General features: G+C 60.0%; 22 protein-coding genes. 4 read left to right on the forward strand and 18 right to left on the reverse strand.

Annotated features, from left to right (window positions below; translation table 11 throughout):
* Positions 1-18 precede the first annotated feature (18 nt).
* From BLO49_RS11215 to BLO49_RS11260, 10 genes are all read right to left on the reverse strand, one after another.
* Positions 19-768: a gamma-glutamyl-gamma-aminobutyrate hydrolase family protein gene (locus tag BLO49_RS11215; RefSeq protein ID WP_090648458.1), complete on the reverse strand. Its 750-nt coding sequence runs from the start codon at positions 766-768 to the stop codon at positions 19-21.
* An 88-nt stretch (positions 769-856) separates the two neighbouring features.
* Positions 857-1,972, reverse strand: coding sequence for an ABC transporter ATP-binding protein (locus BLO49_RS11220; protein ID WP_090648461.1), 1,116 nt, complete (start codon positions 1,970-1,972; stop codon positions 857-859).
* Positions 1,973-1,980: 8 nt separating this feature from the next.
* A complete protein-coding gene (locus tag BLO49_RS11225; RefSeq protein WP_090648464.1) occupies positions 1,981-2,871 on the reverse strand; it encodes an ABC transporter permease in 891 nt (296 codons plus the stop codon).
* On the reverse strand, positions 2,871-3,767 hold the full coding sequence (locus BLO49_RS11230) for an ABC transporter permease (RefSeq protein WP_090648466.1): 897 nt from the start codon (positions 3,765-3,767) through the stop codon (positions 2,871-2,873). Before BLO49_RS11230 ends, BLO49_RS11225 begins: the two co-directional genes overlap by 1 nt.
* 62 nt (positions 3,768-3,829) lie before the next feature.
* Complete coding sequence (locus BLO49_RS11235; RefSeq protein WP_090648469.1) at positions 3,830-4,942, reverse strand: ABC transporter substrate-binding protein; 1,113 nt, start codon at positions 4,940-4,942, stop codon at positions 3,830-3,832.
* A 159-nt stretch (positions 4,943-5,101) separates the two neighbouring features.
* The gene (locus BLO49_RS11240; RefSeq protein WP_415500203.1) at positions 5,102-6,544 is read right to left on the reverse strand and encodes a glutamine synthetase family protein; all 1,443 of its coding nucleotides are present in this window, start codon (positions 6,542-6,544) and stop codon (positions 5,102-5,104) included.
* Positions 6,541-7,875 carry an aspartate aminotransferase family protein gene (locus BLO49_RS11245; protein ID WP_090648471.1) on the reverse strand — a complete coding sequence of 445 codons (1,335 nt, stop codon included), beginning with the start codon at positions 7,873-7,875 and terminating at the stop codon, positions 6,541-6,543. The genes BLO49_RS11240 and BLO49_RS11245 overlap by 4 nt, the downstream gene beginning before the upstream one ends.
* Positions 7,876-8,046: 171 nt before the next feature.
* Complete coding sequence (locus BLO49_RS11250; RefSeq protein WP_090648990.1) at positions 8,047-9,498, reverse strand: NAD-dependent succinate-semialdehyde dehydrogenase; 1,452 nt, start codon at positions 9,496-9,498, stop codon at positions 8,047-8,049.
* A 3-nt stretch (positions 9,499-9,501) separates the two neighbouring features.
* Positions 9,502-11,019: an aldehyde dehydrogenase gene (locus BLO49_RS11255; protein ID WP_090648474.1), complete on the reverse strand. Its 1,518-nt coding sequence runs from the start codon at positions 11,017-11,019 to the stop codon at positions 9,502-9,504.
* A 293-nt stretch (positions 11,020-11,312) separates the two neighbouring features.
* Positions 11,313-12,032 carry a GntR family transcriptional regulator gene (locus tag BLO49_RS11260; RefSeq protein WP_090648475.1) on the reverse strand — a complete coding sequence of 240 codons (720 nt, stop codon included), beginning with the start codon at positions 12,030-12,032 and terminating at the stop codon, positions 11,313-11,315.
* 146 nt (positions 12,033-12,178) lie between these two features.
* On the opposite strand from BLO49_RS11260, the gene aptA reads away from it, so the two are divergent.
* A complete protein-coding gene (gene aptA, locus BLO49_RS11265) occupies positions 12,179-13,492 on the forward strand; it encodes an omega-aminotransferase AptA (protein ID WP_090648478.1) in 1,314 nt (437 codons plus the stop codon).
* Between the two features lie 46 nt (positions 13,493-13,538).
* On the opposite strand, the gene BLO49_RS11270 is transcribed toward aptA, so the two are convergent.
* A complete protein-coding gene (locus BLO49_RS11270; protein ID WP_090648480.1) occupies positions 13,539-13,817 on the reverse strand; it encodes a hypothetical protein in 279 nt (92 codons plus the stop codon).
* A gap of 136 nt (positions 13,818-13,953) precedes the next feature.
* Between BLO49_RS11270 and BLO49_RS11275 the strand changes: the two genes are divergently transcribed.
* Entirely contained in the window at positions 13,954-14,523 is a 570-nt protein-coding gene (locus BLO49_RS11275) for a hypothetical protein (RefSeq protein ID WP_090648483.1), read from the forward strand.
* A 57-nt stretch (positions 14,524-14,580) separates the two neighbouring features.
* Here BLO49_RS11275 and BLO49_RS11280 read toward each other — a convergent pair whose 3' ends face one another.
* From BLO49_RS11280 to BLO49_RS11290, 3 genes are all read right to left on the reverse strand, one after another.
* Positions 14,581-14,781, reverse strand: coding sequence for a DUF3126 family protein (locus tag BLO49_RS11280; RefSeq protein WP_090648486.1), 201 nt, complete (start codon positions 14,779-14,781; stop codon positions 14,581-14,583).
* Between the two features lie 169 nt (positions 14,782-14,950).
* The gene (cysE, locus tag BLO49_RS11285) at positions 14,951-15,778 is read right to left on the reverse strand and encodes a serine O-acetyltransferase (protein ID WP_090648489.1); all 828 of its coding nucleotides are present in this window, start codon (positions 15,776-15,778) and stop codon (positions 14,951-14,953) included.
* 20 nt (positions 15,779-15,798) lie between these two features.
* Positions 15,799-16,431, reverse strand: coding sequence for an NUDIX domain-containing protein (locus BLO49_RS11290; RefSeq protein ID WP_090648492.1), 633 nt, complete (start codon positions 16,429-16,431; stop codon positions 15,799-15,801).
* A gap of 46 nt (positions 16,432-16,477) precedes the next feature.
* Here BLO49_RS11290 and BLO49_RS11295 point away from each other — a divergent pair, with 46 nt between their 5' ends.
* Positions 16,478-17,098, forward strand: coding sequence for a nitroreductase family protein (locus tag BLO49_RS11295; RefSeq protein WP_090648495.1), 621 nt, complete (start codon positions 16,478-16,480; stop codon positions 17,096-17,098).
* Here the strand turns inward: BLO49_RS11295 and BLO49_RS11300 are convergent, their stop codons facing one another.
* Together BLO49_RS11300 and queF are read right to left on the reverse strand one after the other, a co-directional pair.
* Positions 17,099-17,506, reverse strand: a complete 408-nt coding sequence (locus BLO49_RS11300) for a hypothetical protein (protein WP_170828308.1) — start codon at positions 17,504-17,506, stop codon at positions 17,099-17,101.
* Positions 17,507-17,563: 57 nt separating this feature from the next.
* Entirely contained in the window at positions 17,564-18,025 is a 462-nt protein-coding gene (queF, locus tag BLO49_RS11305) for a preQ(1) synthase (protein WP_090648500.1), read from the reverse strand.
* Positions 18,026-18,293: 268 nt separating this feature from the next.
* Here queF and BLO49_RS11310 point away from each other — a divergent pair, with 268 nt between their 5' ends.
* Positions 18,294-19,250: an NAD(P)H-dependent flavin oxidoreductase gene (locus BLO49_RS11310; RefSeq protein WP_090648503.1), complete on the forward strand. Its 957-nt coding sequence runs from the start codon at positions 18,294-18,296 to the stop codon at positions 19,248-19,250.
* Positions 19,251-19,408: 158 nt separating this feature from the next.
* Here BLO49_RS11310 and metC read toward each other — a convergent pair whose 3' ends face one another.
* Positions 19,409-20,575, reverse strand: a complete 1,167-nt coding sequence (gene metC / locus BLO49_RS11315; protein WP_090648505.1) for a cystathionine beta-lyase — start codon at positions 20,573-20,575, stop codon at positions 19,409-19,411.
* A 142-nt stretch (positions 20,576-20,717) separates the two neighbouring features.
* Entirely contained in the window at positions 20,718-22,937 is a 2,220-nt protein-coding gene (locus BLO49_RS11320; RefSeq protein ID WP_090648508.1) for a 3-hydroxyacyl-CoA dehydrogenase NAD-binding domain-containing protein, read from the reverse strand.
* Positions 22,938-22,945: the final 8 nt, after the last annotated feature.

A 22,945-nucleotide genomic window follows, 5' to 3' on the forward strand; every position in this document is an offset into this window, starting at 1 on the left:
CGTTAACCAACGCCCACATCAACGCAAAGGCATCCCGCGCAGGGCCTGCCCCATCAGGCGAAAATAAGCCTGGCTGTCGGGATATTTGTCCGCCTGCCATTCCGGATGCCACTGCACGCCCAGCACCTGCGAACCACTGATATTGGCGCTGAAGGCCTCGATCAGGCCATCAGGCGCCGTCGCCTCGACCGACAGCCCCTCGCCCAGCCGGTCCACGCCCTGATAATGCACGGAATTAACCCGCAAGTGATCACGGCCATAGGCACTATCAAGCACACCACCCGCGGTCAGCACCACATCATGGCAATGCTCGAATTGCGCATGGAATTCAGTGCCATCCGGCGCATGGTGACTGATGCCGTTGGCGCCATTGGCCGCGCCGAAACCGACATCGCGCCGCAGGGAACCGCCCAGCACCACATTGATTTCCTGAAAGCCCCGGCAGATACCGAAGACCGGCTTGCCCAGATTGATCATGCACTCGATCATGCCGAGAGAGACCGCATCGCGGCCTTCATCAAACGGGCCCTCTCCGCCTTCGCTGCCGTAAAGGCTGGACTGCACATTGGAGGGTGAACCGGTGAGCATCAGCCCATCCAGCCGCGTCGTCAGAGCGGCCGACGAGAAGTTGTCGGTCAAGGGGGGTATCAGCAGCGCATGGCAATCACCATAGGTGATGGCCGCCCGGACATAGCGCTCCATCACGGCATGGGCATTTTCCACGCCGACCGTGCGATTACACGCCATGATGCCGACAACGGGTTTCATCCTCTCCCCCTGTTGCAGGGGGAGCTTGGAAAACGCGCAAAGCGTTTTTCAAGAGGGGGTAAAGGCCGCAAGCTCCCTGCCCCCCGCTTTAACTCAGCAGAACCGCCGGTGAGCAGGCGTGGAAGCTGATCCAGACCTGTTCGCCCAGTTCGAAATCTTCCTGATCCCAGCGCGTCAGGTTGGGGCGGACCACCTTGATCAGGCGGCCGCCGGCGATCTCGATCTCGTAATTGGTTTCCGAACCCAGATAGACCATGTGCTTCACCACGCCGGCAGCGACATTATAGCCTTCCGGTGCATCATCGACCTTCGGCGGCGTATCGGTGCGCTTGTGAAGTTCGATCTTTTCCGGACGCACCGCCGCCCACACCGTCCCCTTTTCCGGCCCTGTGACCCCGTGGTCGAGATAGACCGGCCCCATTTCCTGGGTATTGATGATGGCGTGGTCCTTGGCGTCGACGTCGAGCGTACCCTCGAACATGTTCACGCTGCCGATGAAATCCGCCACGAAGCGCGAATTGGGAAACTCATAAAGATCCGAGGGGGTGGCCACCTGTTGCAGCAGGCCGCGGTTCATGACGGCACAGCGCGTGGCCATGGCCAGGGCCTCGTCCTGATCATGCGTCACCATGATAAAGGTGATCCCAACCTTCTGCTGAAGGCTGGTCAGTTCGCTGCGCATCTGGTCGCGCAGCTTGGCATCCAGCGCCGAGAGCGGTTCATCAAGCAGCAGCACACGCGGTTTCTTGACCAGGGCCCGCGCCAGCGCAACCCGTTGCCGCTGACCGCCGGAAAGCTGATCCGGCTTACGGACACCGTAGCCGGCCAGTTGCACCAGTTTCAACGCTTCTTCGGCGCGCTCACGGCGCTCGGCGGCCCCAACGCCATCCATCTTCAGGCCATAGGCGACATTATCCAGCACGGTCATGTGCGGGAAGACGGCATAGGACTGAAAGACCATATTGACCGGGCGCTGGTTGGGCGGAACGGTCGAGACGTCCTTGCCGTCGATCAGGATGCGCCCCTCGGTCGGCATTTCAAAACCGGCCAGCATCCGCAGCAGGGTCGTCTTGCCGCAGCCGGAAGGGCCGAGCAGCGAGAAAAATTCGCCCTCATTGATGGTCAGGGAAACATTATCCACCGCCGTCGTCTTGCCGAAGCGCTTGGTGATGTTTTCAAAGCTGATGATCGGATTACCGGACATTTGAAACCCTATTTGTCGTCGGCGCCGTGACCGGCGGTGAGGGCACTGGAGCCCTGGAACTTGAGCGCAAGGAAGGTGAGCAGGACGGTGACCACGATCAGGATGGTCGAGGCCGCGTTGACTTCTGGCGTTACCGAGAAGCGCACCATGGAATAGACCTTGACCGGGAAGGTGACCGTATCGGGTCCGGCCGTGAAGAAGGTGATGACGAAATCATCGAGCGACAGGGTGAAAGCCAGCAGGCCACCGGCGATCAGCGATGGCTGAATATGGGGGATGACCACATCCATCAGGGCGCGAAACTCCGAGGCCCCCAGGTCCTTGGCTGCCTCCTCCAGTTCGCGGTTGAACGAGCCCAGCCGCGCCCGAACCACCACGGCGACGAACGGGAAGGAGAAGGAGACGTGGGCGATGATGATATTGCCGAGATCGAGCGGCCACGGCAGGTCATGCGGCCACGGCAGCACCTTGGCGAAGAAGACCAGCATCCCCACGCCCATGCAGATTTCCGGCACGACGATCGGGATGGCCAGGCCGGCATTGAAGGCCGTCTTGCCGACGAAACGGAACCGCCACAGAACGATGGCCGCCATGGCGCCGATGATCACGGAGATGATCGTGGAGCACAGGGCAATCGTCATCGAATTGCCAAAAGCGGTGATCAGGCTGTCATTATGCAGGGCCTTGTCATAATATTTCAGGGTGAAGCCCTGCCAGACAATATTGCGCTTCGAGTCATTGAAGCTGAAAATCATCAGGGTAATCAGAGGGATGTAGAGAAACAGCCCCACCAGAACCAGCCACAATTGCAGCGGCCAGCGGCGCAGATATTCCAGCGGGCCTGGTGGTGTCTTGGGGGCTATCTTTTTCAGTTTCACGGGTGCGGTCGTCGCGGTCATCAGGCGGCCCTCCCCTTGTCCTTGCGTTCAATGATCCCCTGGAGGGCAATGCCGATAAAGGTCAGATAGACCAGGATAAAGCTCAGCGCCGCGCCGAAAGGCCAGTTATTGGCGCGCTTGAACTGGCTCTCGATCACATTGGCGATCATCTGCGAATCCGGGCCGCCCAGCAGGTCCGGCGTCAGGTAGGAACCGAGTGCCGGGATAAAGGTGATCAGGATGCCCGACATGATGCCCGCCCCCGCCAGCGGCACCACGACATTAAACAGGGTGCCGATATGACCGGCGCCGAGATCGAGCGAGGCTTCCAGAAGCGAGCGGTCCATGCGGTCGAGCGTCGAATAAAGCGGCAGGATCATGAAGGGCAGGTTGACGAAGACGAGGCCGAAAACGACAGCGAAATTATTATGCAGCAGGGCCAGCGGCGTGAAATCGCCGAGCGATCCCCCCAGCACCTTGTTAGTCATGTCGAACAACCAGTGATATGTCATGTTGACGTAGCCCTCTGTCCGCAGGACGGCGATCAGGGCGTAGGTCCGGATCAGCAGATTGGTCCAGAAGGGCAGCATGACCGCCAGCAGCAGCCAGGACTTGGCCTTTTCCGGCGCGAAGGTAATGGCCAGAGCCACCGGAAAGCCGACGACCAGACAGAGGAAGGTGGTCAGGGCCGCGATCCAGGCCGATTTCCAAAAGATGCCGGGATAGGGATCATCGAGCGCATGGGCATAGTTGGCCCAGGTGCCGGTAAAGGCAATATCGATCAGGCCGCGGTTTTCACCGAAGCTGTACAGCCAGACAATGCCCAGGGGCAGAAAGAAGAAGAAAACCAGCCAGAACAGCGGCGCGCTGATCATGGTCAGGAAAATGCTTTTTGCCTGCCGCCAGCTCTGTTCCATTTTATCCCCTTTGATACTTAACAAAAAACGCGCCCTGATCTCTCAGGGCGCGCTCTACACTTTTAGCTCGCGCGCATACGCGTGACGGCTTCCTCAAACTGCGAGGCCAGTTCCTGATTGAACTTGGCATATTCGCACTTGGCCAGGACATCCGCTGGCGGGAAGATGACCGGATTGTTCTTGTAGCTGTCCGGCATCAGCGCCTTCGCGGCGGCGTTCGGCGTCGGGTACATGATGGTCTTGTAGATTTCGGCGCCGGCCTGGGCGTCCATCATGTAGTTGAGGAACTTGTGGGCATTGTCCGGACGCGGCGAATCCTTCGGGATGCACCAGGTGTCGGAATTGAGCTGGCTACCTTCCTTCGGCACGACGAAATCCATGTCGTGGTCCTTGTCCTCGGCCATGACCTGGGCGATGTCACCATTATATTCGATAACGATATCGACTTCCTTGGAGACCAGCATGTCCTGGCCATCGTCATTATGGAAGGCGTGGACATTGGGCTTCTGTTTGGTCAGCATCTTCTCGACCTGGGCGATGGTCTCAGGCGTGATGTCGTTGACACTGTGACCGAGATACTTGGCGCCGAGACGCATCAGGTCGCCGGCTTCGGAAAGGAGCGCGATCTTGCCCTTGTACAGGTCGGAATCGAACACCCACTTCCACGAATCGGGAATCTTGTTGCCGCCGCCCATGTCCTTCATCTTGGACTTGCGATAGCCGATGCCGAGCACCAGCCAGGTGTAGGGCACCGACCACTTGCGGCCCGGATCGTAGTCCGGATTCATGAAGGCCGGGTCGATATTCTTGATGTTGGGCAGCTTGGCATGATCGAGCGGCAGCAGCAGGCCGGAATCCGCCAGGCGCGTCACGAAATCGTTCGACGGCACGATGACATCATAACCGGAATTGCCGGTCTTCATCTTGGCGAACAGTTCGTCATTGGTGGCGAACAGGGTCATGTTGACATCGATCCCCGACGCCGTCTTGAAGTCCGCCAGGGTGGTTTCGCCGATATAGGTATCCCAGTTGTAGAAGTTCAGCGTGGGCGGCTCCGCCCCGGCTGCTGCGCCCTTGCCGGCCGGTTTGGAACAGCCGGCCGCGCCGAAACTGATCCCCACGGCGGCAGCGCCCAGCGCGGTCAAAAGCGAGCGTCTTGAGGTTTTCGAACTCATAAGCCTGTCTCCTGTGAAGATGTCTTCTAATAAAAGCCCCGGAAGCTTCAGAGGAATACGGGATGGCCGACCTGTCAATCCCAAAATGTGATCACAAGTCGCCAATTTGTTAATAATTGGCGCTGCGTCGCACAAACGTCGCAATCCCTCGCCGGTAATCTATGCGTTGCGCAGATACCAGTCGTAATCGAGTTCGGTAATTTCCTCGAAGAAGCGCGCTTGCTCGGTGCGCTTGACCTTGACGTACATGTCGATGAAGCGGTCGCCGAGATAGTCGCGCAAAACCTTTGACTTATCGAGATAATCCACGGCCGCGAACCAGTTGGTCGGCAGGGTGGCGCCGCTTTCCGCCGCCACGGCGTACCCGTTGCCGATCACCGCCGGGCCGGGGTTGGTCTTGTGGGTAATGCCGTGGTGGGCACAGGCAAGTATTGCCGCCAGCACAAGGTACGGATTGGCGTCGGCGCCGGCCACGCGGTGCTCGACATGGCGGGTATGGGCAGGGCCGGCGGTGACGCGCAAGCTGACGGTGCGGTTATTGACGCCCCAGGTCAGGCCGACCGGCGCATAGGAATTGGCCTTGAAGCGCTTATAGCTGTTGGCGCCCGGCGCCAGTATGCCCATGACGTCGGCCAGATGGTCCTTCATGCCGCCGATCATATTGTGCAACAGTTTGGAGCCTTGCGGGTCTTCCGAGGCGCAGAGATTGTTGCCGTCCTTGTCCGCCACCGAGATATGGACGTGGAAGCCGGAACCGGCGCGATCCGCCCATGGCTTGGCCATGAAGGTGGCCTCGATGCCGAGCGACAGCGCCACGCCCTTGGCCAGACGCTTGTACATCACAGCGTCATCGGCAGCGCGCAAGGCATCGGGCTTGTGCTTCAGGGTCAGTTCCACCTGGCCCGGCGCAAATTCCGAGATCGCGCCTTCCAGCGGGATATTCTGCGCGTCGGCAGTTTCCCAGAGTTGGCGGAAGAACGCGCCGTGGGCCTCGATTTCCGGCAGCCCATAGACCTGGATGCCTTTCGGGTTTTCGCCGGTATTGAAGCCGGTAGCCGGCATCAACTGGCCGTCATGGCCGCGCTCGATATCGACGAGATAATATTCCAGCTCGCAGGCCACGACCGGAGTCAGGCCGTCGGCCTTGTAGCGATCGAGCACGTGCTGCAACACATGACGCGGATCGAGGTCATTGGGCGTACCGTCCAGTTCGTAGAGCGACAGCATGACCTGGCCGACATCATCGCCCAGCCACGGCGCCGGCACCAGCGTGCCTGGCACCGGCCGCGCCACGCGATCGGCGTCGCCGTCTTCCCAGACGAGACCGGTGTCTTCGCAATCGGCGCCGAGGGTATCGACCACCAGGATCGAGCCCGGCAGGAAGCGGCCATATTCATAGATCGGCAGCAGTTCGTGACGGCGCAGGCGCTTGCCGCGCGGCACGCCGGTCATCGAGGTGAACAGGATCTCGAAATAATTGATATGCGGATTGGCATCGAGGAAGGCCCTGGCCTCCTCGACCGTCGCCACGCGCTCGGACAGCGGCAGGCTGCGGTCTGATTTCCCCTTGGCCGGTGCGCTGGATTTGCCGAAAGTGCTCATGCGTTGAGTTCCTGTGAAAAGCTGGCTACCGCCGTGACCAGCCGGTCGATCGCGTCGAATCCGGTCTGCGGAGAGATAAGCATCATATTGTGGAAGGGCGCAATCAGTACGCCCTTATTGATCAGATAAAGATGGAAGACTTCGAGCAGGTCATGATCGAGGTGCCGGCGCATGGCCTCGGCGTTTTTGGGCGGTTGCGGCGCAAAGATAAGCTCCGCCCGCGCCCCGACATGGACCACCGACCACGGCAGATCATAGCGCTTGATGACATCGCGCAGGCCGGCCACCAGATAGGCGGCGCCACGCAGCATGTGCTTGTAGCCTTCTTCGGTCATGACCTCGGTCAGCATGGTTTTGATCGCGGCCATCACGAGCGCATTGCCTGAAAGCGTGGTGCCGATGCCGGACTGGCCGGGGCCGATTTTCGCCTGCGCCTGATCCATACGCGCGGCGATCTCGGAGGTGACGCCCCAGACCGCCGCCGGAATGCCGCCGGCGATCGCCTTGCCAACCACGAACATGTCCGGCTTGAGGTCATGGGCGCCTGTGTAGCCCGAAGACCCGGAAGACAGGGTATGGGTCTCGTCCAGAATCAATAGTGTTCCATGCTGCGTACAGAGATCGCGCAAGCGCTCGTTGAAGCCCTCGATCGGCTGGATCATGCCGCAGTTGGTCATCACCGGCTCGGCCAGAACGGCGGCGACATCACCTTCCGCCAGCGCCTGGCTCAGGGCCGGCAAATCATTGAACGGAATCACCTTCGTGGTGCGCGTCTGATCGACCACCTGGCCGATCAGGCCCTTTTTGTTGGCGGGCCGGCCTTCATACAGCGCCAAGAAACAGTCATCGACCATGCCGTGATAACAGCCGTCAAAGATCAGGATCTTGTCGCGTTTGGTGATGGCGCGCGCCCAGCGGATGACGGCGCGATTGGCATCGGAAGCCGTGGTCGCCACCTGCCATTGCGCCATGCCGAAACGCGCCCGCAGCAGATCGCCCACCTCATTGGCCAGAGGAGTCGGCAGCATAAAACCGACGCCTTCGCTGGCCTGTTTCGCAATCGCCGCTGCCAGTTCCGGCCTCGCATGGCCGAACATGGAGGGCGTGTCACCGAGGCAGAAGTCGTCATAGGCATGACCATCGACGTCGGTCAGGGTCGCCGCCTTCGCTGACTGCACATAGATCGGAAATGGCGCCGCCCAGTCCCGCATCCAGTGCATAGGCACGCCGCCGCGCCAGGCAGATGCGTTCCGCGCCCATGTACGAGATACGTCATGATTGGCAGTGAAAATTTCGCGCTGTTGGACAAGAAAAGACTGGAGATCGGACATTTTACCCCTCCGTCAAAGCCGCAAGCGGCTTCGCCACCTCCCCTCCAAGAGGGGAGGATCTACGAAAACACCTCCCCCTCTTGGAGGTTTGGCTTAAGCAAGCGTATAGCGCTTGCACGCCATGGCGCGGAAAACGCGTCATGCTTTTTTGAAGAGGGGGGGAAAATCGGCTCAAATCGCCCCCAGACCACCATAGGAGATGTACTTCACGCTGAGATACTCCTCCATGCCCTCGATCGCGCCTTCACGGCCAATACCGGATTCCTTGACGCCGCCAAAGGGCGTGACCTCGGTCGAGATCAGCCCGTCATTCAGGCCGACCATGCCGTATTCCAGCTTGGCGGCGACGCGCATCGCCCGGCCGATATCGCGGGTATAGGCGTAAGCCGCCAGCCCGAACGGCGTGTCATTGGCCAACCGAATAGCCTCTTCCTCGGTCTCGAATTTGAACAAAGGCGCCACCGGCCCGAAGATTTCGACATCGAAAATTTCCATGTCGCGGGTCACATTGGTCAGTACCGTACCCTGATAGAACAGCGCGCCTTGCGCATCGACCTGCCCGCCGGTCACGACATGTGCGCCCTGCTTCACGGCGTCACTGACCAGATGCGCCACCTTGTCGATGGCCTTCTGGTTGATGAGCGGCCCAAGCGTTGTCTCTTCCAGCCAGCCCGGTTCAAGCTTCATCGCCTTGACCTTGTCAGCCAGGGCCTTGGCGAAGCGATCATAAATACCGGCCTGCACCAGAATACGGTTGGCACAGACGCAGGTCTGGCCGGAATTACGGTATTTCGAGGCCAGTGCGCCTTCGATGGCGGCGTCCAGTTCGGCGTCGTCAAATACGATGAAGGGCGCATTACCTCCCAGTTCCATCGAGACCTTCTTCATGGTCGGCGCGCAGGCCGCATAGAGCAGCTTGCCGACGGGCGTGGAGCCGGTGAAGCTCAGCTTCTTGACGCGCGTATCCGAGGTCATCACCTCACCGACTTCCTTCGCGTGGACACTCGTGATGATGCTGATCACGCCGTCTGGCAGGCCCGCATGACGCGCCAAAGCATAGAGCGCCAGGGCCGAAAGCGGCGTCTCTTCCGACGGCTTGATGACCACCGTGCAACCGGCGGCCAGGGCCGGCGCCACCTTGCGGGTGATCATCGAGATCGGGAAGTTCCACGGCGTGATGGCGGCACAGACCCCGACCGGCTGCTTGATGGTCTGGAGATGCTTGCCGGGCATGGTGGCCGGAATGGTGCGGCCATAGGCGCGCTTGGCTTCTTCTGAGAACCATTCGATAAAGGAGGCGCCGTAAGCGACTTCGCCGCGCGTCTCGCGGATCGGTCGCCCCTGCTCCAGAGTCACCAGCATGGCCATGTCTTCGGCATGGGCCAGAACCAGATCATTCCATTTTTTCAGGATGATCGAGCGCGCCTTGGCTGTCAGGCCAGACCAGGCTGGAAAGGTGGCGCTGGCGGCATCGATGGCCGTCTTCGTTTCCGCCGCGCCATGCGCCTGAACGTAACAGAGGGTCGAGCCATCGGCCGGGTTTAGAACCGCGAAACGATCGGGCGCGGCCGTATCAAAAATCAGCCCGCTAAGCAGCGAGCGTTGGGAGTCACTGAGCTTCATCATCTATGCCTTGAAACTGATGGAGACCGCCTTGAGGTCGGCATATTTATATAGGGCGTGCAGGCTGCGATCACGACCGAAGCCCGACTGTTTTACACCGCCAAACGGTGACGTGATGTCGCAGGCATCCCAGCCATTGATCCACACCAGCCCGGACTTCAAAGCTTTCGCGGCGCGCATCGCCTTGCCGATATTGGCGGTCCAGACGCCAGACGCCAGGCCATAGATGGTGTCATTGGCGATGCGGTAAGCTTCCGCCTCATCCCTGAAGGTCAGTACCGAAAGCACCGGCCCGAAGACCTCTTCCTGCGCCAGAATATTGGTCGGTGCGATATCGAGCACGGTCGGCTCGACATAGGCGCCGCCACTTTCGGCGCGGGCGCGCTCGCCGCCCATCAGCAGCTTGCCGCCCTCGGCCTGGCCCTTCTCGATATAGTCGAGCGCCGTATTCATCTGGCGCGGCGAGATCATGGCGCCGAACTGCGTGGCCGGATCGAACGGATCGCCGACCTTTATGGTCTTCGCAATCGCCATGACCTTCTCGACAAACACGTCCTTGATCGATGCCTCGACCAGCAGGCGCGAGGCGGCGGTACAGACCTGGCCCTGATTGTAGAACACACCCCAGGCGGCATTGGCGGCCGCGCCATCAAGATCGTCACAATCGGCAAAGACAATCTGCGGCGACTTGCCGCCGAGTTCGAGCGACACGCGCTTGAGATTGCTGTCAGCCGAGGCGCGCATCAGCATCCGCCCCACCGGACCAGAGCCGGTAAAGGCGATCATGTCGACATCCATATGATGCGCCAGGGCATCTCCCGCCTCGCCGCCCAGGCCGGGCACAACATTGAACACGCCCGCCGGCACACCGGCTTCCAGCGCCAGCATCGCGGTACAGAGCGCGGTCATCGAGGAATTTTCCGCCGGCTTGAGCACGATCGAATTGCCCATGGCAAGCGCCGGCGCCACCTTCCACATCGCCATGTGCAGCGGAAAGTTCCACGGCACGATGGCACCGATCACGCCCAGAGGCTCATGGATCACATAGGACAGGCGATCTTCCGGGGTCGGGGCCACCTCGCCATAGATCTTGTCGAGCGCTTCGGCATAGTAGCGCGTAGTATTAATCGCCGCGCCAATATCGAAACCGCGCGTATTGGCGATCGGCTTGCCGGTATCGAGGCTTTCCAGCAGGGCCAGGTTTTCCGAATGCTCGGTCATAAGGTCGGCCAGCTTGTGCAGGATCTTCTTGCGCACCTTCGGCGCCAGCCCGCGCCAGCGGCCATCCTCAAAAGCCGTCCGCGCCGACTTGACCGCCTGATCGACATCGGCGGCATCACAGGCCGCGATCTTGTTGATCAGCTTGCCGTCGCGCGAGGAATAGTTGTCGAAGGTTCGGCCAGAAACAGACGCCACTTCCGCGCCATCGATCACCGCCCTGTCCGGCAGGTTCAGGGCCTTGAACGCGGCCAGCACGCCTTCCAGCGTATCAGCAGGGCGGAGCGGAGCGGAAATCGGCATGGGGCGACCTCAAAGCGGTTTTGTGATCACAATTAGACAATGCTACTCACAGAACTGTCAAGGCACAGTTTTGCAATCCCAAAAGTAAGATGCCCCACCACCACATCTCACCGCTTCGCGGCTCATGCGGTCCCCGGCACCGGCCGCCCGGCTACCCGACAAGTCGGGGAGGTACAAGAAGGGCGTCAATTGTTGTACCTCCCCACCTCTGGTGGGGAGGGGGACCGCGAGCCAACACCAACGGACGACATACTAAGAATGGCTCGTGGTGGTGGGGTTTCTTACTTTACAAACTATCCCCGCCGGCGACGCTTGGGTTCCGGCGCGACATGGGCCTTGATCGCGTCCAGCATCAGTTCCATGCCTTCATGGATATCGGCCGCCATCGAGGTCTTGACCGTCCCGGCATCGCCGGTTTCCAGCGCACGGATCATGTCCTGGTGGTGGTCCTTCGGCAGATGCACCGTGCCCATCCGACCGAAGACCACGCGCATGAAAGGCCCGACCTGCAACCACAGGGTCCGCGCCATGTCATAAAAAAGATCGGCATCGGCCAGGCGATAGATCGAGAAATGGAAGTCCTGATTGGCCTGCATATAAGCCGCCACGTCGCCCTTGCCGAGCGCCGTCATCACGGCCGCATCGTCCTCGCGCAGGCGTTTGATCACATCCTTGGTCACATGCGGCGTGGCCAGGCGCGCCAGTTCCGGCTCGACCCACTGACGGGCCGTCATCAATTGCATCAGGCGCTTTTCGGTGAGGTCCGGCACGCGCAGGCGCTTGTTGGAAGGCTGCAACTCCAGCGCCTTTTCGGCGATCAGACGGCGCACCGCCTCACGCACCGGCATGGGCGACACACCGAGATTATGGGCCAGCGTGCGCAGGGAAACCGGCTTGAGCGGCGGAATCTTGCCCTGAATCAGGGCTTCGGACAGGGCCTCATAGACCTGATCGTGAATCTTCGCCTCGTTCAGGCTGCCACCGGATACATTTTCCAGACTGACAACGACCATTTTACCAAAACCTCTTCGTGGCCCCATTGCATGAAGCCCAATTTTGTGATCACACTTCAGCGATCCCTAAACCCAACCTAACACAGTTCATTCCGGATTCGTAATGAAACTGCCATACCCGCTATCGATATCTGTGTGAACCTGACATGAACACGCCGTCCACGCTTGAAAACTTCTGGATGCCCTTCACGCCCAATCGCACGTTCAAGGCGAAACCCAAGCTGCTGGCCAGCGCCAAGGACATGCACTATACCGACGTGGACGGGCGCCAGATACTGGACGCCACCTCCGGCCTGTGGTGCGTCAATGCCGGGCACGGCCGCGCCAAGATCACCGAGGCGATCCAGAAACAGGCGGCGGTGATGGATTTCGCCCCCACCTTCAATATGGCGCATCCGCTGGCCTTTCAATTCGCTGAAAAGCTGGCTGGCATGCTGCCCGGCGACCTCAAGAAGGTCTTCTACACCAATTCGGGCTCGGAATCGGCGGATACGGCGCTGAAGATCGCCCTCGCCTACCAGCGCACGCGCGGCCATGCCTCGAAGACCCGCCTGATCGGCCGCGAACGCGCCTATCACGGTGTCGGCTTTGGCGGCATTTCGGTCGGCGGCATCGTGCGCAACCGCATGTATTTCGGCTCGCTGCTGACCGGCGTCGATCACCTTCCGCATACGCATGGCGTCACCGGCAACCTTTTCGCCAGAGGCATTCCGGAACATGGCGCCGATCTGGCCGATAATCTGGAACGCCTGGTCGCCCTGCATGACGCCTCGACCATCGCCGCCGTCATTGTCGAGCCCGTGGCCGGGTCCACTGGCGTGCTGGTGCCGCCAAAGGGCTACCTTCAGCGCCTGCGCGCCCTTTGCGACAAGCACGATATCCTGCTCATTTTTGATGAAGTCATAACCGGTTTCGGCCGTCTGGGCGCGGCCTTCGGCGCCGACTATTTCGGCGTTACACCCGATATCCTGACCATGGCCAAGGGCATTACCAATGCCGCCGTGCCGATGGGCGCCGTGGCTGTCTCCAACCGAATCTACGATACCTTCATGCAGACAGCCGATGCACCGATAGAGCTGTTCCACGGCTACACCTATTCCGGCCACCCGCTGGCCTGCGCCGCCGGCATAGCCACGCTCGATGTCTATGCCGGGGAAAACCTTTTTGCCCGCGCCAACGACATGGCGCCCTACTGGCAGGAGGCCGTGCATAGCTTACGCGACGCGCCGCATATCATCGACATCCGCAATCTCGGGCTGATCGGCGGCATCGAACTGGAAAGCCGCCCCGGTGCGCCGACCGCCCGCGCGCTGGAGGTCTTCGATCGCTGCTTCGACAAGGGCCTGCTGATCCGCGTCACCGGCGACATCATCGCCCTCTCCCCGCCGCTCATCCTGGAAAAGACGCACATCGACCAGATGGTCGAAACCATCCGCGCGGCTCTGAAAGAGACGGCTTAACCTCATGCCCAAAAGCGGATCGCCACTTTTGGGCATGAGGTGTCAATCAAGCCACGCCAGTCAGCCCTTTTGCGTCCAGTACAACGATCAGGACAAAAAAAGCGGCCGTCGCCGCGACATTAAAAACGCCTGCCGAAACCAAGCGCTTCACCAGCACGAAGCGCAGGCACAACAGGCAGATAACAAAGCCGATGCTGATCTGGCCGACAGCGCCGCCCTTTCCCAGTTGCATCAAGCCGCCCCACAGGAAGGCCAGGGACAACAGCCAGTAAAGACCGGCGCAGATCACCTTGGCGGAATGCCATACGGCCTGCAGAAAGAGCATGTCCCCCCCTTGTTTTTGAACAGGAATTGTCTCTAGCACGCGCATTGCGGCACAACAAAGGGTGCTTTATTCATATTGTGCCTTTATATGGTTGTGCCATTAATTCGGTCGTGTCGCAGATTCATACGGAAACCTGATGTTTAATTTCTCTAACCAGCTTGAAAGCCTGAAATCCTCTATCATCGGGCTGGTACTGCTGCTGGCAAGCGCTATTATCGGACTGATCTGGGTCAGTATCGGCCTCTACAGCCTGGCCGTTAAACTGCTGGGCGATCTGTGGGGGCCGCTGGCCCTGGGCGGCATCTTCCTGTTGCCGATCGTCATTTACCTGATCATCAAGGCCCTGCCGCATAACCGGGAAAAACGCCGCCAGTCGTTGATCGACGAAGCCTTCTCGAAATCGACCGTCGGCAGCATTTCCAACCTGATTGACAGCCTGTCGGCCACCTCGCCGATCCTGGCCACGGTGGCCGCCATTGTGGCCGGCTTCATGGCCACACGCTTCCCGCAGTACCTGCCGATGTTCTCTCAGATCGTCAGCGCGCTGGGTGAAGAGTTCAAGCTGCATAAGGTCCGCCGCGCCGAATCGAAGGTGCGCAAGGCCCGCGCCGAATATGAACGCACCGCCAACCCGACGCCGCCCGATGTCGAGCCGGTAGTCAAGCGTCGTCGCAAGAGGAATGACGACCCTTACGCGGACATGTAAAACAAAAAAGCCCGGCGGTGATCCGCCGGACTTTTTTTAATTGGCTGACCGAAAGACCTAGAGGTCTTCCTTCAAGATGGCCATTTCAAACAGATAGGAGCCGGCCTCGTCTTCGTCGACATAGACCACACCGACGAACTCGTCATCGATGAACACCTCGGCGGAGTCCTTCTGCTTGCGCGGCTTGATTTCAAGCCCCTTGGTCTTGAAGGTCTTGAAAAGATAGTCCTGAACCTTGGCGATTTCGGCGGGAGTCATGATTGGCCTCGGATATTAGATTGCGGGTGGCGCCATCCTCGCGCCCGACAGTGCGCAAACTTAAGCACAATTTGCCGGGCATGAGGATAAATTTTATGTGTGGCGAACTTTAAAGCCTGCGGCAAAGCGGCGCAAATGCAAACGGCCCGTTGTCCACAGGCGGCACGACTTAGATCGAATAATCGAGGTCGATATCCGGCATGGTGTGATCCATCTGGCGGGCCGGATCCTCGCAGGTCTTGCAGTTGACCAGCCTGGCCGGCACGCCGGCCGCCGTGCAGTGCGCCGGCACGGGCTTGAGCACCACCGAGCCAGAGGCGATCTTGGCATAGTCGCCGATGATGATATTACCGAGCACATTGGCGCCGGCGCCCAGCAGCACGCCCTTGCCGATCTTGGGATGACGGTCGCCGCGCTCAGCGCCAGTGCCCCCCAGGGTCACACCCTGCAGGATCGAGCAGTCGTCGCCCACCACGGCGGTTTCACCGATGACAATGCCGGTGCCGTGGTCAAGGAAGACACCCTTGCCGATGCGCGCCGCCGGATTGATATCGATCTGGAACAGTTCCGAAACACGGCTCTGGAGGAAGTGCGCCATGGTCTGGCGGCCGTCCTTCCACAGGCGATGCGCCACGCGGTGGATTTGCAGGCTGAGGAAGCCCTTGAAGAACATGAAGGTTTGCAGATAGCCCTTGGCGGCCGGGTCGCGCTCGTAGACAGCCTGCAAATCAGCTTGGGCAAATTCGACCAGGGACGGATCGGCGTCATACGCCTTGGATACCAGTTCGCGCAGGGTCATGCCGCGCAAGGTATCATCGCCCAGCTTGCGGGCGATCTGGTAGCTGAGGGCGCTGGCCAGGTCATCATGAGACAGGATGGTGGAATGCAGCATCGAGGCCAGGCCGGGCTCCTCGGCAATGGCGTCGCCGGCCTCCTGACGCAGGCACAGCCAGATCGGCTTGTCATCAGGGGTAATGACCTCGAAAACCTGTGCCATGGAAAGCCCTCCAAAATTACTTAGTCAAGTATAGCATCTCGCAGATGCGGCGGCAAATCACCGCTCACCGCCATATGGTATACCCGCAATACACTGACAACCGTTAAGCCATCACGAACCTGGCCTTTTATCACCGCGTCGAGCAGGTCTTTAAAGGGCACGCGGGCATATTCGAAGGCTTCGGTCTCATCCGGCGCGATGTCGCTTTGGCTCAGGCCGGTGGCCAGAAAGCAGACGGCGACCTCGTCGGTCACCGAATTGGACATGTCGAAGGACAGGATTTCGCGCAGGTTCGCCGCTACCAGGCCGGTTTCCTCGCGCAGTTCGCGGATAGCGGCATCACGCGGGTCTTCGTCATGCGGCCCGCCGCCTTCGGGCAGTTCCCAGCTATAGGCATTAACAGCAAAGCGCGCTTGTCCGACCAAGGAAACGGTGCCGTCATCATGCAGCGGCAGGACCGCGATGGCGCGGTTGGCGAATTTCACCAGGCCGTAATGCGCCGGATTGCCGGTAGGCGCGATAACATCATGGCTTTCTATCTGTATCCACGGATTATGAAACACGGTTTGCGAGGTCACACTCTGCCAGCGCGGACGGGCAACGGCGCGAGCTTCGCTATCCCAGGGCGGTCGTTTGACTGTTTTATCCGGCACGGGACACCTATATGGTCAGGGCAGATTCGCTTTTGAAAGCCTTAGCATGACCTTACCTGATTTTGATCGCGCCCCCATCGAATTCGGCCAGCCCGTACCGCAAAAGAAATCAACCGAGGTACTGGATGCCCTGTTCCATCGCCGCAGCGCCCCCGCCCCGACACTCGGCCTCCCGGCGCCGACCGAAGAAGAAATGGACCTGCTGATCAAGATCGGTTTCCGCGTGCCGGATCATGGCAAGCTCGGCCCCTGGCGGATCGTGCGCTTCACGCCGGATAGCAAGACTAAGCTGGTCGAAAAGCTGAAAACACTGGCTGAGAGTCGCTATGACCGCAAGGCCGCGGGCGCCCTGCAAAAGCTCTCCATCCCGCCGGAAGCCCTGCTGGTGATCTCCAGCCCGGTTTTTCCGTACAAGAAGCCTTTGTGGGAGCAGCAGCTTTCCGCTGCCGCCGTCTGCCAGACCCTGCTGATCGCCGCTGGCGCCCTGGGTTATGGCGCTAACTGGATAACCGACTGGTATTCCTATGATGATGAGGCCAAGGCATTGCTCGGCCTGACCGAGGGCGAAAACGTCGCTGGCTGGATTTTCCTCGGCACCCCCACCGAAGCGCCGCTGGAACGCGAACGGCCGGATTATGAGTCGCGGGTTAGCTGGTGGGAAGGCTGACTAAAGTCGATCAATTCGATCGCGCTTCAAAGAAATTTTCGCGGCAACTCTCATCACCGCCAAAAGAACCATTCCTGCGGCGCATAGGCTTAAAACATAAACACAGATAAATTGCAGCCAGATGTTATCTATGCCGGCAAGGAATCCAGTGTCGTAGGAAGCCCCATAACGCTGAATTATCACCAATGACGCAAAAAAAGTTATAATGAACAAAACTGCGAAGATAGGCTGCATTACCTCCTTACGCATTGCATTTACAGCTTCTAAAATGACCACGAGCGGAAGACTTACAGCCACTCCGATTATCAAGCAGTGAAATGCAAACATCGGATCGGCAGAATAAATAGTTAAAACCTGGTCGCGCGCGTTCCACACAAATATTCCAATATTGAGCAATATATCGCTCAAGAATAAAGTGAACGGCGCTCTAACCCAGAAATTTCCCCAAAACCCCCTCATCCGTGCTTACCCACGCCCGCGATAGGTCGGTACACCGAAATCCGGAACATAGACGCCCTTGGGCGCTTCGGCTGTCTGCCAGAAGACATCGATCGGGATACCCCCGCGCGGATACCAGAAACCGCCGATGCGCAGCCAGCGCGGGGCCAGCAGGTCATTCAGGCGCTTGGCGATATAGACCGTGCAGTCCTCATGGAAGGCGCCATGATTACGGAAGCTGGTCAGGAAGAGCTTGAGCGACTTGGACTCGACCAGCCACTCACCCGGCACATAATCAATGACCAGATGAGCGAAATCCGGCTGGCCGGTGACCGGGCACAGCGAGGTGAATTCCGGCGCCGTGAAGCGCGCCACATAGTTCACATCTGCATGTGGATTGGGCACGCGCTCCAGCACAGCCTTGGCGGGATCATCGACAGGACGGGCATCGCCGCCCAGTTGGGTCAGGTTATCGGTGTAATGGCTCATGAGCTGGATATAGACGCGGCTGCCAAATAAGCAAGCCTAACACATCCTCCCCTGAAGCGAAGCGTACGGGGGAGGTGTCAGCGCGAGGCTCGAAGAGCCGGTGTCGCTGACGGAGGGGGCTTCTTTGGCGCTTGGGAAAGCCCCCTCCGGCGGGACTTCGCCCGCCACGGCACCGGCCGCCCGGCTCCCCCCGCTTTGCAGGGGATGAGAAACCATCTTTACGCGAACGTCAATTTATGATGAGTTGCCTCAAACAAGAGGAAACATCATGGCCGTCCCCGCTTCGCTCACCAAAAACCTGCGTTTTCCGGCCGTCGCCGCGCCGATGTTCCTCGTTTCCGGGCCTGAACTGGTGATCGCCACCTGTAAGTCCGGCATGATCGGCACCTTCCCGGCCCTCAACCAACGCACCTCGGAAGGTTATGCGGAATGGCTCAATACCATCAAGGCCGCGCTTGGTCCTGATGATGCCCAGTATGGCGTCAACCTGATCGTTCACAACACCAATACGCGCTTGATGGCCGACCTGGCCATCACCGCCCAGCACAAGGTGCCGCTGGTCATCACCTCTCTCGGTGCGGTCAAGGATATCGTCGATGGTGTCCATGCCTATGGCGGCGTGGTGTTTCACGATGTCATCAATGCCCGCCATGCCAAAAAGGCCGCCGATGCGGGCGTGGACGGCCTGATCCTGGTGTCGGCCGGGGCCGGCGGCCATGCCGGCAGCCAGCACCCCTTTGCCCTGATCAATGAAATCCGCCAGTTCTTCAACGGGACAATCCTGCTCTCCGGCGCCATGTCGACCGGTGGAGATGTGGCGGCCGCCCTGATGGCCGGGGCCGACCTCGCCTATATGGGCACGCGTTTTATCGCCACCGAAGAGGCGCGAGCCGTCGAAGCCTACAAGGAGATGCTGATCGAGACGAGCGCCAAGGACATCACCTATACCGATGCGATTTCCGGCATCAATGCCAACTTCCTGACGCCCTCCCTGATCGCCAACGGCCTCGATCCGGCAGCCGCCAAAGACCCGCACCACAAGATCGACATGGCCCATGAGTTAAGCAGCGAGGCCAAGGCCTGGAAAACCATCTGGTCCGCCGGCCAGGGCGTTGGCTCGATCCATGAGGTTATGCCGGTCGCCGATCTGGTCAGTCGCCTCAAGACTGAGTTTCATACCGCTAACGAAGCCTTCGCCGCCAAGGTGAAACTGTACGGTCTTTAAGACCTTCTCCTCCATTGCGAAGCGGGGGAGGTGGCAGCGCGAGGCTCGCCGAGCCGGTGTCGCTGACAGAGGGGGCTACCATCGCCAGTTATGCCCCCTCCGTCTCGACGCGCTGCGCTTGCTCGACACCTCCCCCGCTTCGCAAGGGAGGAGGAAACTTAACCGAACACGCTCAATGCCTGCTCGATGTCCGCGATCAAGTCGTCCGGATCTTCCAGCCCGACATAAAACCGCACGGCCGAGCCTTGCAGATAGGGATCTGGCGCATCGCTCAGGCGGGCACGGCCGCGGATCTGCGGTTCGGAATTGGTGGCCAGGCTTTCATAGCCGCCCCAACTGAACCCCAGGCCGAACAGCTTGAGCTTATTGAGGAAGGCTTGCGAATCCTTGTCGCCATTGCCTTTGAACAGGGCCATGAACAGGCCGTTGGCACCGGTGAAGTCGCGTTTGAAAATCTCGTGGCCCGGATGGCTTTCCAGCGCCGGATGCACCACCTTCAGCACTTCCGGACGGCCTTCCAGCCATTTGGCAACCTTCAGCGCGCTGTCGCCGGATTGCTTCAGGCGCAAATGCAGTGAACGGATACCACGCGAGGCCAGATAACTTTCATCGGCCGAGGTGAAGAAACCCCAGGCCTTGATAGCGTCGTGCAAACCCTTGGCCAGTTTCGGATCATTGACTGACACCGAGCCGATCAGAATATCCGAGTGGCCACCGACATACTTGGTCAGGGCCTGCATGGACAGATCGACGCCATGGGCCAGCGGCTTGAAGAGCACGCCGGCGCCATAGGTATTGTCGCACAGGGTCAGGATACCGCGCGCCTTTGCCAGCTTTGCGATGCCGGGAATGTCCTGGATATCAAAGGTCAGCGAGCCGGGGCTTTCTACATAGATCATCCTGGTCTGCGGCGTGGCCAGTGCCAGCACCTCTTCCGGCGTCAGGCGCGGCTCGTAATAGCGCGTGACGACACCAAAACGCTTCATCTGGGTATCGAGGAAGCGGCGCACCGGACGGTAGCAGGAATTGACCACCAGGATTTCATCACCCGCCGAGAGAAAGGCAAACATCGGCAGGGTCAGAGCCGCCAGGCCCGAGGGCAGGATAAAAGCTTCCTGCGCCCCTTCCAACTCGGCAATTAGCCGGCACAGCTCGTTCTGCGTGCTCAGGCCATCGGTGCCATAGGTCGGTTTGATATCGTCATTGTAGAGCACTTCGGCATTTTCAAACAACACGGTCGAGCCCCGCTCCACAGCCGTATTGACGGCACGGCGGGAGTTCTGGCGGCCCAGCGTGGCACTGGTCAGGCGGGTGGTTTCTTTCATCACGGAGCACTCGAAAAGGCGGATCAGTATACGATCTCTTCAAGCGCGAAATGCCCGCCGGCGCAAGCCATAAGAACTGAGGATACCGGTCAGCGGGGCTGATCAGAAAAAAATCCCCGCCGGATGAGGGCGGGGATTTGATTTAAGCTGCTTTCGCCGCCTTCTTATCAAACCGGCCGTAGAAGGTCTCGCCCTTGGTGGCCATATCGCGCAGCAACTGCGGTGGGGCGAAGCGCTCGCCATAGAGCTTCGTCATCCGATCAAGTTCCTCGACGAACTTGGCGATACCGATCGAGTCCATCAGCGAGATGATCCCGCCCGACCACGGCGCGAAGCCCCAGCCAAGGATCGAACCGACATCGGCTTCGCGCGGATTGGTAATGACGCCCTCCTCGAAGCAGCGCGCCGCCGTGACGGCCTGCACATATAGCAGGCGCTTTTTCAGTTCCTCGACCTCTGCCGGATTGGCTTCCGCCATCGTCACCGGGAACATATCGAGCGTACCCGACCACAGAGTCTTGGGCGCGCCCTTGGCTTCCGGATAGTCATAGAAACCCTTGCCATTCTTGCGGCCGAGGCGGCCATCGGCCACCATCTGGGCCACTTCCTTTTCGCCGGGGATCGGCTGGTAGGCATCGCCCATCGCCTTGGCGGTTTCGGAGGTGATCTTGGTCAGCAGATCGAGCGCCACATCGTCCATCATTTCCAGAGGACCGCGCGGCATACCGGTCATGCGGCCGGCATTATCGATCAGCGCCGGGGCGACACCTTCCGACCACATGATCATGCCTTCCGCGGTGAAGGGGATGAAACAGCGATTGGCGAAGAAGAAGCGCGAGTCATTGACCACGACCGGGGTCTTTTTGATCTTCAGCGCGTAGTCGATCGCCTTGGCCACCGTGGCGTCAGACGTCTTGGCGCCGCGGATGATCTCGACCAGCATCATCTTGTCGACCGGCGAGAAGAAGTGGATGCCGATATAGTTTTCGGCGTGCGACGAGGCGCCGGCCAGCAGCGAAATCGGGATGGTCGAGGTATTGGTACCGAAGATCGGCGCCTCTTTGCCATTGGCATAGAGCGGCGCTTCGGCCTGTTTCGTCACCTGTTCCTTGAGGTCGGTGTTTTCAAACACGGCCTCGACCACCAGGTCGGAACCGGTGATGGCGGCATAGTCCGGCGTGGCGGTGATCAGATCGAGAATGCTCTGGGCCTTTTCCTGGGTCATCTTGCCGCGCGAGACCGACTTCTTCAACAGGTCTTCGCAATGCGCCTTGCCCTTGTCGGCAGCGGCCTGGTCGCGGTCGAGCAGGATGGTCCTGATGCCGGCGAGCGCACTGACATAGGCAATGCCCGCCCCCATCATGCCGGCGCCGATCACGGCAACCTGCGTCACATCCGTCTTCGGCACGCCCGCTGGACGACCGGAGCCCTTGCCGATGGCCTGCATCGACATGAAGAAGGTGCGGATCATCGACTTGGCCTGCGGGGTGCTGAGGGTCTTGCAGAAGAAGCGGCTTTCGATCTTTATCGCCGTATCAAACGGTACCTGCAGGCCTTCATAGACCGAGTGCATCAGATTGATGACGGCCGGATAGTTGCCATAGGATTGCTTGCGGATCAGGGCATTGCCCATGATGAAGATTTGCGCGCCTGCCGGATGGTAAGGACCGCCGCCGGGAATTTTGAAATCCTTCTTGTCCCAGCGCGCGACCGGATCACCCTTGGTCTTGATCCAGTTTTTCGCGGCTTCCACAACCTTGTCGTCATCAACCACTTCATCGACGATACCAGCGGCCAGGGCCTCGGCTGGCTTGAAGGACTTGCCTTCCGACATGGCCATAAGCGCCGCCTGCACGCCGATCAGGCGCGGCAAACGCTGCGAACCGCCGCCGCCGGGGAACAGGCCGATCTTGACTTCCGGCAGGCCGACCTGGACCTTGGGGCCATTGGACAGCACGCGGTAATGACAGGCGAGAGAGACTTCCAGACCACCGCCCAGCGCCAGGCCATTGATAGCTACGGCCACCGGCTTGCCACAGGTTTCCAGCAGACGGTAGACGCGGTTCATCTCGAAGGCAGCGTCGAAATTGGCTTTCAGGATCGACTGCTCGTCCTGCGCCACGTTCTTGGCTTCCCAGGCGCCGGAAAGCATTTCTTCCAGATCGGCGCCGGCGCAGAAGCCGGTGGTCTTGCCCGAGGTCAGGACCACGCCCTTGACGGCGGCATCGCTCTTGGCCTGTTCCGCAATAGCCGCCAGGTCGGCCAGGGCCTGCTTGGTGAAGGTGTTCATCGACTTGCCGGGCACATCGAAGGTGCAGAGCAGGATGCCGTCGGCGTCGAGTTCGGTCTTGAAGGTTTCCATGTTTTTCT

The sequence above is a fragment of the Asticcacaulis taihuensis genome, assembly GCF_900100255.1.
GTDB classification, from domain to species: domain Bacteria; phylum Pseudomonadota; class Alphaproteobacteria; order Caulobacterales; family Caulobacteraceae; genus Asticcacaulis; species Asticcacaulis taihuensis.